We start from the raw sequence: 12400 nt of genomic DNA, 5'->3' as shown, positions 1-12400 counted from the left end.
CGCCGCGTCGAGACGAAGAATGTCGGAGTACAGCACCCACAGCACGTCCAGCGTGGATGTGGCGCTCGCACCGTGCTTTTCGTCGCCGGTCATCAGCGTCATGAGTTGAGGCAACTCTTCGAAGGTCATCTGCATGGGACCACCCTGCAACCTCGAGTGCACTCGAGGTCAAGAGCGACGTACTACACCCAACCGTCCGACGACCGTCCCGCGAAGTTCGCCAGGCGTTCCAACGGCCCTGCCTCGGAACGGGGTTCCACGATGGGCCCGAAAGGGACTCCTGGAACCCGACTCTCCGCCGGCAGCAGTGCTCGAAGTTCCACGGCGACCGGATCGACGAGAGCCGGGTCGGCGTGGGCCGGTTGTCCTGTCGCAACGGCAAGATCCCATCCGTGCACCAGTAACTCCCGCGCATATCCCCACACAGCCGATCGCCCCGGTACCTCACCCCACGGGACCGCGACCGGGGCATCGAGCAATGCATAGTCGGCCCACGGGGCACGGGCTTGCGTCACCGACGTGTCGAAGGATGCGGCGTCATGATCGGAGCACAAGGGCGACACAGAGTCCGGACTCCCGAGTTCGGCGATCGCAATCAGCCTTCGGACCGTGGCAACGAGATGGCCTGCCAGCGTCCGGACATCGAACTCGTCGCACGGAGTTGGAAGGTCCAGTTGGTCGGCGCGCACGCCTGTGAGCAGACCGCTCACCCATGCGGCGGACGTGAAGTACACCTCGCGCGGATCCGTCTGCTGCGTGGTCTCGATGGTGTTCATTGTCGATCCTTCCGTTTCGCGGCCACCGGGTGTGGCCTGCTGGGTAGAAGTAGATCGGGTGAACATGACATCTTCTGTCATGTTTTGGTGAGAGACTTTTCGGGTGCGCGCAGACCGGTTGTTGTCCATCGTCATGCTGCTCCAACATCGGGGCAGACTGAACGCTGCCGACATCGCCGCCCAGCTCGAAGTGTCCACGCGCACCGTGTTGCGTGACATCGAAGCCTTGTCTTCGGCGGGCATTCCGGTCTACACCGATCGCGGTCGCGGTGGTGGCATCAGTCTGCTGCAGGGCTATCGCACCGAGCTGACCGGTCTGACGGCCGCCGAGGCGACGGCATTGCTCGCTTCCGGCGCGGGACGCGTCGCCACCCCGGCGTTCGCGAGCGCCATGCGCAAGGTGATCGCCGCGATACCCGACGCTCACCGGGCGGCGGCAAGCACTGCGTCACAACGAATCCTGGTCCGGCCCGACGGTTTCGCGTATCCCCACGAACCGGAAGAACATCTGGTGGAACTCCAACGGGTCGTCATAGACGGTATGCGGATAAGAATCACGTATCGCGATCGCAGCGGTTCGGTGAACGATCGAATCCTTGACCCCATCGGGCTGGTCTACGCCGGCGATCACTGGTACCTACTCGCCGGGCGTGAGGGCACCGAACGTGTCTACCGGGTATCGCGGATCGACGAACTGACCGTGCTCGACGAGCAGGCTCACCGCGCTTCCACCGTGGACCTGGAGGCCGCCTTCACCGCACACTGGAAGTCGTTCCGTGCGAGTTTGACCCACATCGAAATCACCTGCCTCGCAGAAGAATCGGTATGGATCTCGTTGACCAAGAATGTCGTTCGAGTGATCAGCGACCAGGTTCAGGACGACGGACGACGCCTCGCAGTCATCGAGTTCTCCGGACACAATCACGCTGTGGGGGCGTTGTGGCACTGCGGACCTGCGGTAACAGTGCTCCAGCCGAACACAATTCGCGACGAATTGGCTCAACGGGCTACGGCAACGGCGCGGTTGTACAGCTGACGTCGCGGCTGGATCTTCTCGGAAAGTGTGCTCAGTGCCCAGAATTACTAGGCGAACGCGCTTTCCCGATTCCCGATTTCCGAGCCAAATTATGGACACTCAGCGCACCACCGATGACCAAGTCATTACCATTGCGAATAGTCTGGTGGCTTCGTAGGGTGGACGCGACTCCGAACAGGCAGGACGGCGCTATGGCTTTCAATCCACCCCGAACGTGGTTCGGCCCGAAACGGTACGGCTGGGGAATCAGCCCGCACACCTGGGAGGGCTGGCTACTCCTGGTCGTCTTCGTGATTGTCGTCGTCACGCTGGGGGCCACCGTATTCTCGTGACATGTCGCGTCCACACCTCGACGTAGCAGGGATATCCATCGACTGCCCCGAACCGGTAGCCCTCGCTCGCTTCTACCTTGCGCTTCTGGGCGGAGACCTGTTGTGGGAGAACCCGTCGAGCTCGGGGATTCGCACGCACTCGGGTCTGAACATGGTTGCGCAAAGAGTGGCAAACTACATCCCGCCTACATGGCCGTCGGCGTCCATCGTGCACTTCGATCTCGATGCGGGAGTGAGCCTCGACGAATCCGTCGCTCATGCAGTCGAATGTGGGGCAACAGAAGCAGCGGAGCAACCGGACCCGCGGTGGCGAGTTCTCCTCGACCCCGCCGGCCACCCCTTCTGCATCACTACGGAGGTGCACGAAGGTTGAGGCGATTCTGAGGTGGGTGAATCCGCTGCAGTGGAGCTGAGTCTCGACGACATTCGGCAGGTTGTCGCCTTCGCAGCTGCCTGTTCCCGGTCGGACCTTGCCGATTTGCGAGGCCTCGCACTCGAACGATCTCCGTCCTCGCGCGGCCACCGACGCCGCCCTTGCTGCCCTGCACGCCGCCGGTGCTGCCTTTCTCCATCGTTGGACAGCCCCCATCAGGTCAAGCACATTCTCGGATCTGCCGTGCATCTCACGCTGACGGACTCCAAAGCTGTTGCGGAGCAGATCGAATGGATCCATACACAAGCCGATGCAACATTGCGGTCGGTCCTTAGACTGTTTCCACAACCTGTCGCAGGGCGCACCACGTTCGGCAAACTATTGGCACAGCTCGATAGCGAATTGCGTCGTTGAACCGTTGCCCCGATCGGGGTGCGGTGACAGCATGAAGGCATGAAGGCCCGAGAACGCCCCTGGACCCGATACGCGCTTGTCATCTTGCTGGCCGCGCTCGCGTTCCTGACGATCAGCGACCTCGTGTCCGATCCTTCTGTCTGGAACTGGTCGAAGCTGGTGGTGCTGGCAGTAGCCGCCCCAGCGCTCTGGTACCAAGGCGGTCGGCACCGGCCGGTACCCAACAAGATCGGTCCCGAATCCGTACCCGCCGAGGATGTCGAAGCGGTAGTCGAAGAACGTGGCAGAACTGTCTACGCCATCAAAGCGCTGCGAGAGATGCATCCCGGCCTCGGTCTGCTCGACGCCAAGAATCTCGTTCAACCGGATCACTGACAGGGGAGAAGTCGATGGCATCGGTCAGCGGTACACGTGCCGTCCAGGATCCCGCCGAATTTCTCGAGGCCGCAACCCTGTTGATCGATTTCAATCGCGAGTACGACTACCCTGTGCCCGAGCCTGATTGGCTTGCAGCACATCTCGACTCTCTGGTGAAGTCCGGCGACACCAGCGTGCTGACGTTCGGGACTCCCGCCATCGGTGTAGCGGTTCTGCGTTTTCGGATCGGGAGTTTGAGCGCAGACATGGAGGCCTATCTTGCCGAGTTCTACATTCAGCCTGGTCTGCGCGGGAAGGGCTATGGCACAACCTTTCTCGATAATATCATCGAGCACGCACGCGGCAGGGGTGCGACCTATATGGACCTCAATACCTCGGAAGACGACGAGGCAGCGCGCCACGTGTACGAGAAGCGCGGCTTCGACTGTCACGAAGGACGCGGCGAGGGACCGAAGGCTCTCTACTACGAACTCGAGCTCGAACCGGACGGGTAACGTGACCTTATGGTTAGCCGAGATAACAGCTCGACGTCGTTCGGGACCGCCGCCGAGGTGTACGAATCTGCTCGTCCCGAATACCCGTCGGACGCAGTCGCGTGGATGTTGGAGCCCACTCTCGCGTCCGATCGTCGCCCACGAGTCGCTGACGTCGGTGCCGGCACGGGCAAGCTCACGCGCAGCATCGTTGCCGCTGGTTGCGACGCCATTGCCGTCGACCCTGATCCCGCTATGCTCGACGCCCTGCGCATCGCGGTACCGGGTGTCCCGATCCTGGTCGGTACTGCCGAGTCCCTCCCCGTCGAAGAAGGAAGTCTCGATGGAGTGCTGCTCGGACAGGCCTGGCACTGGGTGGATCCGGTGGTGGCGTCACGCGAGATTGGACGGGTCCTGCGTCCGGGCGGCGTGCTGGGTCTGATCTGGAACATTCGCGACGAGTCGCAGGCCTGGGTTCGACGCCTCAACTCCGTAGTCTCACGTGGCGGAGCGATGGCCATGTTCGACGACGGACCGCCGCCGATAGCGGAGCCCTTCGACCATCTCGAAGAGCGACGATGGGCGTGGTCTCGCACGGTGAACCGATCGCTGTTGACCGACCTGGTTCGATCGCGCAGTTTCTACATCACCGCGACGGCCGACGAGCGCAACGGCATAGATCAGAATCTCGCCACCTTGTTCGACGAGCTAGGGCTGCATGGGTCCACAACGATCCACCTGTCTTATGTGACCAGAGCGTTTCGATCCACCAGGCGAACCGATGACATCTGAAATCGGTTCGTTCGTTGTCGAATCAGGCGATTCGATCGTGGGAATCGGCGCACTACTCGTCCGTGACGGATCGATTCGCTTCACGCCCAATGCCCCCGACGAGCGGGCAGCGACCGAAAGCGCAGCGACCGTCCCGGTGTCTGTACGCAGCCCCGTCATGCCATCGGGTGGGTGGGTGTCGCTGAGCGGCACGTTGCTCGATGGAGCCATCGAAGCCGACGTGATCGATGGCATCGACAGGCCCGAATTTCCTGGGGAACCCGCACTGCGCATTCCTGGTCCGGCCGGGAGTACCTGGACCAGGAATGCCGTCCTGGAATCCGTAGAGCAGAGCGTTTCGGATCTTCGTAGCGCGTCGGGCGCGTATCGCGACAGCGATGGAACACTGGTGGTGACATTGGGGTATTTACACCTCGATCGACGTGCCTGCGACTGGCTCGCCCAACCTCACCCGGGCCCGATCGACGTATGGATGGCCCTGCGCCCCGGGGACCCCGCAAGTCGCCATGATCACAGGAAACGAATATGATTCTCAATAAGTGGTAACCGGATCGATCCCGAGGAGTTCAATCATGGCGTTTCCGATCATCGTCGCGAAGGCAGTATCGACGGTCGTGACGGGTGCAGTCGGCGTCGCCGCATACAACGGTGCCAAGAAGCTGTACGAGAAGGCCCCCGTCCGCAAGGCTGCGGTGTCGGCCACCGAGCTCGGTCTACGCGCAGCGCGCAAGGCCGAGGTTCACGCGGAATCGGCCCGACTGGCCGTGTCCGACGTCGTCGCCGAGGCCCGGGACCGGATCGGTGAAGAGGTTCCGCCGCCCACGGCCTCCGATGCAGGCCACGGCCACGCGCACTGACCGGGACTGCTTCCGATTATGACGACCCTCGCCGAACGCCCCCTCGACATCGACGCGACGCAGGCAGACGGCATCGAGATTCTCTCAGACGCCGCCGGCCGTATGCGCCTCCGCGTCGACTGGCTCCGCTCGAGCCCGGGCCGTGCCGTTGCGGTCGAGGACCACGTGGACAAGATCCGCGGAGTGCGCGCCGTTCATGCGTACCCGCGGACGGCGTCGGTCGTCATCTGGTACTCCCGCACACGAATCGACAGGGCCGAACTCTTCGACGCGGTGAATGCGGGGCGCTCGACGAATTGGGCCCTGGTACCGGTCCGTAGTCCGCGCTCAGCTGACGTCACCAGCGGCGACGTGCTGCGGATGACCATCGGCGGCGCGGCACTGGTCCTTCTCGGTCTTCGCCGCTACGCGTTCCGTCGGCCGCCCATCCTCGGCCCCACCAGCCGTCTCGTTGCCACCGGCGCAACGATCTTCACCGGCTACCCGTTCCTCAAGGGAGCCGTGCGCTCGCTGGCCGGCAACAGGACCGCAGGAACCGACGCACTCGTCAGCGCCGCAACCGTGGCCAGCCTCGTGCTGCGCGAGAACGTCGTCGCCCTCACCGTGCTGTGGCTCCTGAACATCGGCGAGTACCTGCAGGAATTGACCCTCAAGCGAACTCGACGCGCGATCTCCGATCTGCTGACCGGCACACAGGACACCGCCTGGATCAGGCTGCCCGACGGCTCCGAGATCTCCGTCGACGTCGATCGACTCGAGATCGGCGACGAGGTCGTCGTCCACGACCACGTGGGCGTTCCCGTCGACGGCACCGTGGTCGACGGTGACGCAGTGGTGGATCAGTCCGCGATCACCGGCGAGACCTTGCCGGTATCGATCGTCGCCGGAGACCGTATTCATGCGGGGTCCGTCGTCGTCCGTGGCCGCCTAGTCGTGCGCGCATCTGCCGTCGGTCGCGACACCACGATCGGCCGCATCATTTCTCGCGTCGAGGAGGCACAGGAAGATCGTGCACCGATTCAGACTGTGGGAGAGAACTTTTCACGACGCTTCGTCCCCGCGTCCTTCATCCTGTCGGCGCTGACTCTCGTCGTCACCCGCGATGTTCGACGTGCCATGACGATGCTGCTCGTGGCGTGCCCGTGCGCGGTGGGGTTGTCCACGCCGACCGCCATCAGCGCAGCCATCGGAAACGGTGCTCGCAGAGGCATTCTCATCAAGGGCGGATCTCACCTCGAGCAGGCCGGCAGGGTCGACGCCTTCGTGTTCGACAAGACCGGAACCCTGACGGTGGGACGGCCCGTGGTGACCAATGTCGTGTCGTTCCAGGATGATTGGGAACCGGAACAGGTGCTGGCCTACGCAGCGAGTTCAGAGATCCACTCGCGACATCCTCTGGCAGAGGCTGTCATTCGAAGTACCGAGGAACGGCATATCGTCATCCCTCCGCACGAGGAGTGCGAGGTGATCGTCGGACTCGGCATGCGGACGGTCGCAGATGGACGGACGCTGCTCCTGGGCAGTCCATCTCTCCTACGCAGCGAGGACGTCGCGGTGTCCGAGGATGCGCAGCAATGGGTTTCGCGGCTGCAGGACGAGGCCGAGACTCCGCTGCTGTTGGCCGTCGACGGCGTACTCGTCGGCTTGATCAGTCTCCGGGACGAGGTCCGTACCAACGCATCCGCCGTTCTGAACGCGCTCCGTGCCGACGGTGTCGAACGCATCATCATGCTCACCGGCGACCACCCGAAGACGGCGGCGGCGGTCGCAGCGGAACTCGGTATCACCGAGTGGCGGGCCGAAGTGATGCCTGACGAAAAGCTCGAAGCCGTCCGAGAACTGCAGGACGCAGGTTACGTCGTGGCGATGGTCGGTGACGGCACCAACGATGCCCCTGCTTTGGCCGTCGCCGATATCGGAATCGCGATGGGGTTGGCGGGCACCGATGTTGCCGTCGAGACCGCGGACGTGGCACTGGCAAGCGACGACTTGTCGCGTCTGCTCGACGTACGTGACCTCGGCCGGCATTCCGTATCGGTCATCCGTCAGAACTACGGAATGTCCATTGCCGTCAACGCTCTCGGCTTGGCGGTCAGCGCCGGTGGTGCGCTGTCACCTGTGCTGGCGGCAATCCTGCACAACGCCTCGTCGGTCGCGGTGGTCGGCAACAGTTCGCGATTGATCCGATACCGACTCTGATCAGTAGGTACCGAACGCCAGGGCCAGCTGTTCGGTACCTACTTCGCTACTTTGCGTCGCGGAAGTACGGTTCGACCGTGCCCTTGAGCTTGACGAGCATGGGGTTTCCGTAGCGATCCTTCGCGGTCGGGACCTCGACACGCACCCAACCCTCGGACACGTTGTATTCGCGAATGCTCGTCTTCTCGACGCCGTTGAAGCGAATGCCCACGTCGCGGCGAAGAACCTCTTCGTTGTAGAAGCGGCTGCTCGGATCGATCGAGAGATGATTCGGTGGAACGTCTGTGTTCTGGTCCTCGGGCATGATTACTTTCGTCGATGTGCTGCGTTGGGTGCTGGGGTCTGAACCCCATGAAGAATACGCGACCCAGCGTTGGACCAGCGCCGCTGTCCCTAGCCCCGCGCCATGTCCACGAATCGGGACAGGTGCAGCTGGTGTGCCACAGTGATTGTGGCTGTTGGACCGTTACGGTGCTTGCCGAGGATCAAGTCGGCCTCGCCGCCGCGGGGATCGTCGCGCTCGATGGCGTCGGGGCGGTGCAACAGAATCACCATGTCGGCGTCCTGCTCCAGTGAGCCGGACTCACGGAGGTCCGAGACCATCGGCTTTTTGTCGGTTCGCTGCTCGGGACCACGGTTGAGCTGGCAGACCGCGACCACCGGGCATTCGAGTTCCTTGGCCAACAGCTTGAGCTGACGGGAGAAGTCCGAGACCTCCTGCTGACGCGACTCGACCTTCTTGCCGGACGACATCAGCTGAAGGTAGTCCACCACAATGAGTTTCAGACCGTTGCGCTGCTTGAGGCGTCGCGCCTTGGCTCGAATCTCCATCATCGTCAGGTTGGGCGAATCGTCGACGAAGAGCGGTGCTTCGCTGATCTCGCTCATGCGACGGGCCAGCTTGGTCCAGTCGTCGTCGGTCATCTTTCCGGAACGCATGTCGCCGAGCTTGATCTTCGCCTCTGCGGACAGCAGACGCATGACGATCTCGGTGCGACTCATCTCCAGAGAGAAGATGACACTGGGCATGCCGTGCTTGATGGAGCACGAACGCATGAAATCCATACTTAGGGTAGACTTACCAACGCCGGGCCTCGCCGCGACGATAATCATCTGACCGGGGTGAAGACCGTTGGTGATTTCGTCGAGTTCGGCGAATCCCGTCGGCACGCCGAGGGAGATGCCGCCGCGGCTGGCGATGGAGTCGATTTCGTCCATCGTGGGCTGCAGCAGCTCTTCGAGGGGGAGGAAGTCCTCGGAGGTACGTCGCTCGGTGACCTCGTACACCTCTGCCTGTGCGCGGTCGACGACCTCGGCGACGTCCTGACCGTCGGCTCCGGCGTAACCGAACTGAACGATGCGGGTACCGGCTTGCACGAGCCGCCGGAGAATGGACTTCTCCGCCACGATCTCGGCGTAGTACCCGGCGTTGGCGGCGGTGGGCGTCGTCTGAGTCAGCGTGATCAGGTACGGCGGGCCGCCGATGCGCTTGAGCTCGCCGCGGCGATCCAGCTCGGCCGAGACGGTCACCGGGTCGGCAGGCTCACCGCGGCTGTAGAGGTCGAGAATGGCGTCGTAGACGTTCTGGTGTGCCGGCCGGTAGAAGTCGCCCGGACGGAGCACCTCGAGCACGTCGGCGATGGCATCCTTGCTCAGCAGCATGCCGCCCAACACGGACTGTTCGGCGGCCATGTCCTGTGGCGGCTGTCGCCCGAAGTCTTCGCCCGGACCTTCGCTGGAGGAGGAGCCGGAGTAGTCGGACTGTCCTCGATCGTCCACAACTGCCACGCGAACCGGCCGTCCTCTCCCCATAGTCCGAGCACGTCCGGATAACACCCGGACGTGCGGTCAAGCAAGTTCTACCCCCGGGCACCGACAGGTCCTGATCGGTACCGGATCCGCGCTGCCCCGGCACCGTTCGACGGCATCGAGAGAGACGCTGGAGGGACGTTAAGCGGTATCGCCAGGAGTCACAACACAGGCTGTGGATGGATCTGTGGATGAAATGTGGACGATGTTGAACAACGGTGTTGACCGTCTGGGGATAACCTGGGTATAACTTTTGGACTTTGCACCATTCCCGCACGTCAAGGCGTGTACATAAAGTTTTTTGCCTGTGCATCGTTCTGGGGGCGGCGTGTCGGCCGAATTGACAACTCGGGCGTGTTGAGTAAATGCCGAGTGAACTCCGTGGTGAAGTACGTCACACCGGCTGGAAATTGGCACCGAAAAAGTCTTAATGCTGGTTTCCGAGCCGAAGGGCCCGATCCCCGTCGGGAATCGGGCCCTCGTACTTCGCTCGAACAGACCGTCAGAGATCGGCCTTCTGCGGGCACAGCGCCGGGTCGAGAACCGTGATTTCCTTCGTACCGATCTGCAGCACCCGGGCCGACGGGATGTCGAAGAAGAGACCGGTGATCCGCAGACGACCCTCCGCGTTCGCGCGTCCCACCACCCGGTGGCGGGTCAACGTCTGCAGCTGCACCGCGACATTGACCATCGCGAGCTGGTCGGCCTCGCCGAAGCCCAGCTCCGCCGCTTGACGGCCCACCGCGTGCCCACTGCGGAACGCGTCCAGGCTGGCTCTCCCGTGCCCGAGCCACTCGGCCACCGACGGGTCGGCGGCGTTCTCCGCCCCGCCGAGAATCGCCTTCATGGCACCGCAACCGGAATGGCCACACACCACGACCGACGACGTACCCACTTCGTCGACGCCGAAGGCAAGGGCTGCCTCCACCGAGCAATCCTGACCTTGGGTGGGGATCATGTTGCCGACGTTGCGCACGGTGAACAGGTCACCGGGGCCGCTACTGGTGATCGTGTTCGGCATGACGCGTGAGTCGACGCAGCAGAGGAACAGCGTGTCCGGGTCCTGAGACTCGGTCAGACCTTCCAGGTGCGGACGAATGTTGGGGGCATGAGTGCGGTGGTACTCGGCCACTCCGCTCAACACCGGACGCAGAGCAGCAGGCGAGTCCTCCTGCGTGTCGTCGCTCTTGAGCTGCCACGCCCGCCACGGTGCCAACGAACTGCGCACCGTGGCAGATCCGCGCCGCGGTGGCCCTTCGGTGGCCGCAGCCATCGACGCAGTGCCGACCTCCTCGACGCGCACGGAACCACCGGTCGCCTCGTGTTGGCGGACCCACTCGTTCAACGCGTCGTGCACAGCATGGTCGAGGAAGTCGACTCCGAGATGGACGGTGACGGACGTGCCTGCGGGCACCGTGGCCAACACACGAGTCAGTCGTGGCAGCGCGAGGAAGCTCAGCGAGCCCTCCATCGTCACCCGCCAGGTTCCGTCGACCGTTTCCTCGGCCCGAATCTTCGCCAGCACCACGCGTCGCAGAACCAGGATGATCGAGAGCGCCAGGCCGATCAGCACTCCCTCGAGCAGGTTGAGCGCCACGACACCCAGCACCGTGACTGCGTAAACAGCGATGTCACCGGTCTTGTTCGCGATCTTGATGTCGGCCAGTTTGATGAGCTGCACACCGATCATCACGAGCAACCCGGCGAGCGCCGCGAAGGGCACGAGCTCGACGATGGAAATGAACAGCACCGAGAAGATCAGGATCCACACGCCGTGCAGAATCGCCGACGCGCGAGACTTGGCACCGACCTTGACGTTGGTCGCGCTACGCACGATGACGCCGGTGATCGGCAGGCCACCGATGGCACCGGAGGCCATGTTGCCCGCACCCTGCGCCATCAATTCGCGGTCGAAGTTGGTGCGCTCACCGCTGTGCATCTTGTCGACGGCCACAGCGGACAGCAGGCTCTCGACGCTGGCGATCAGCGCGATGGTGATGACACCGGTGGCGAATGCACCCCACTGACCGTCGGGCATGATCGGGAAGCTCAGAGACTCGATGAGGTTGCCCGGCAACTCGATTCGCTCGACGTCGAGCGAGAAGAAGATCGAGACCGCGGTTGCGGTGACCACTGCAACCAGTGCCGCAGGCACTTTGGAAACCTTGGCCATCACACTGGACACGCCGGCCAGTCGCGGCCACGAGAACATCAGCACGACGACGATGCCGCCGACGACGATGGACGGCCATTGGCCGTCGGCCAAGGAACGAGGAATGGCGAGCAGGTTCTGCACCGCGGAGCTTTCGGACTCTCCACCGAGCAGCACGTGAATCTGTTGCAGCGCAATGGTTATACCGATGCCGGCGAGCATCGCGTGAACGACCACCGGCGAAATGGCAAGTGCACTACGAGCAATGCGGCTCATGCCCAGAAGAACCTGGACGAGGCCGGCCAACACCGTGATGGCACATGTTGTAGCCCAACCGAATTGGTTGACCAACTCGGCGACCACCACAGTCAGACCCGCAGCCGGACCACTGACCTGCAACGGCGATCCGCCGAGAATACCGGCGAGAATGCCGCCGACCACAGCAGCGATGAGGCCGGCCATGATGGGAGCGCCCGAGGCGACAGCGATACCGATCGAAAGTGGCACTGCCACAAGGAAAACGACCAGCGAGGCCGGTAGGTCGTACTTGATTATCGACCCGACCCGAGACGGTGGCTCGGATCGGGTCTTCGGACTGGGTTCTGAATCGTGCTCTGCTGTCGTTGTCACGGCAGTTCCTCCGGGCGTCTAGGCGTCAGGTCGGTCGATCGTGTTCCGGCTTGAAATGTCGCCCCCAAGTAAAGGGTACGCAAACCTCGGCCGAAGGTGGCACCGAGAGAGATCCTTCACAATTTGGAAACCGTTGTGACAGTTGAATTTTGTGAGATGGCACGAAAAAACCCCACGAA

Annotated in this window: 13 protein-coding genes; 9 read left to right on the top strand and 4 right to left on the bottom strand. The window is 63.0% G+C overall.

The features are described 5' to 3' along the window. Positions 1 to 182: 182 nt before the first annotated feature. A complete protein-coding gene (locus CH281_RS25630) occupies positions 183 to 776 on the bottom strand; it encodes a TIGR03086 family metal-binding protein (RefSeq protein WP_179274292.1) in 594 nt (197 codons plus the stop codon). 103 nt (positions 777 to 879) lie between these two features. Between CH281_RS25630 and CH281_RS25625 the strand changes: the two genes are divergently transcribed. The 9 genes from CH281_RS25625 (at position 880) to CH281_RS25590 (ending at position 7630) form a co-directional block, all read left to right on the top strand. Further along, complete coding sequence (locus CH281_RS25625) at positions 880 to 1812, top strand: helix-turn-helix transcriptional regulator (RefSeq protein ID WP_027495092.1); 933 nt, start codon at positions 880 to 882, stop codon at positions 1810 to 1812. A 191-nt stretch (positions 1813 to 2003) separates the two neighbouring features. Further along, positions 2004 to 2144, top strand: a complete 141-nt coding sequence (locus tag CH281_RS27080) for a hypothetical protein (protein ID WP_167669097.1) — start codon at positions 2004 to 2006, stop codon at positions 2142 to 2144. A gap of 1 nt (position 2145) precedes the next feature. Then, positions 2146 to 2517: a VOC family protein gene (locus tag CH281_RS25620; RefSeq protein ID WP_032367683.1), complete on the top strand. Its 372-nt coding sequence runs from the start codon at positions 2146 to 2148 to the stop codon at positions 2515 to 2517. 453 nt (positions 2518 to 2970) lie between these two features. After that, the gene (locus CH281_RS25615) at positions 2971 to 3306 is read left to right on the top strand and encodes a hypothetical protein (RefSeq protein WP_032367682.1); all 336 of its coding nucleotides are present in this window, start codon (positions 2971 to 2973) and stop codon (positions 3304 to 3306) included. Between the two features lie 14 nt (positions 3307 to 3320). Then, positions 3321 to 3803 (top strand): GNAT family N-acetyltransferase, encoded by a 483-nt coding sequence (locus tag CH281_RS25610; RefSeq protein WP_032367681.1) that lies wholly within the window; start codon positions 3321 to 3323, stop codon positions 3801 to 3803. A gap of 9 nt (positions 3804 to 3812) precedes the next feature. Continuing rightward, positions 3813 to 4574, top strand: a complete 762-nt coding sequence (locus CH281_RS25605) for a class I SAM-dependent methyltransferase (RefSeq protein WP_094695853.1) — start codon at positions 3813 to 3815, stop codon at positions 4572 to 4574. Further along, on the top strand, positions 4564 to 5103 hold the full coding sequence (locus CH281_RS25600) for a hypothetical protein (protein ID WP_094695852.1): 540 nt from the start codon (positions 4564 to 4566) through the stop codon (positions 5101 to 5103). The genes CH281_RS25605 and CH281_RS25600 overlap by 11 nt, the downstream gene beginning before the upstream one ends. Before the next feature lie 43 nt (positions 5104 to 5146). Then, the gene (locus CH281_RS25595; RefSeq protein WP_032373443.1) at positions 5147 to 5431 is read left to right on the top strand and encodes a DUF1490 family protein; all 285 of its coding nucleotides are present in this window, start codon (positions 5147 to 5149) and stop codon (positions 5429 to 5431) included. Between the two features lie 18 nt (positions 5432 to 5449). Further along, a complete protein-coding gene (locus CH281_RS25590) occupies positions 5450 to 7630 on the top strand; it encodes a heavy metal translocating P-type ATPase (RefSeq protein WP_094651364.1) in 2181 nt (726 codons plus the stop codon). A gap of 46 nt (positions 7631 to 7676) precedes the next feature. On the opposite strand, the gene CH281_RS25585 is transcribed toward CH281_RS25590, so the two are convergent. The 3 genes from CH281_RS25585 to CH281_RS25575 all read right to left on the bottom strand — a co-directional run bounded on the left by CH281_RS25585 (position 7677) and on the right by CH281_RS25575 (position 12221). Then, complete coding sequence (locus CH281_RS25585) at positions 7677 to 7934, bottom strand: DUF3297 family protein (protein ID WP_032367678.1); 258 nt, start codon at positions 7932 to 7934, stop codon at positions 7677 to 7679. Positions 7935 to 8023: 89 nt separating this feature from the next. Next, positions 8024 to 9418, bottom strand: a complete 1395-nt coding sequence (gene dnaB, locus CH281_RS25580; protein ID WP_027495083.1) for a replicative DNA helicase — start codon at positions 9416 to 9418, stop codon at positions 8024 to 8026. A gap of 523 nt (positions 9419 to 9941) precedes the next feature. Next, a complete protein-coding gene (locus tag CH281_RS25575) occupies positions 9942 to 12221 on the bottom strand; it encodes a SulP family inorganic anion transporter (RefSeq protein WP_094695851.1) in 2280 nt (759 codons plus the stop codon). Positions 12222 to 12400: the final 179 nt, after the last annotated feature.

The sequence above is a fragment of the Rhodococcus sp. 06-221-2 genome (genome assembly GCF_002258365.1).
Lineage (GTDB): Bacteria > Actinomycetota > Actinomycetes > Mycobacteriales > Mycobacteriaceae > Rhodococcoides > Rhodococcoides fascians.
This window is presented reverse-complemented; position numbering and strand designations above follow the sequence as displayed.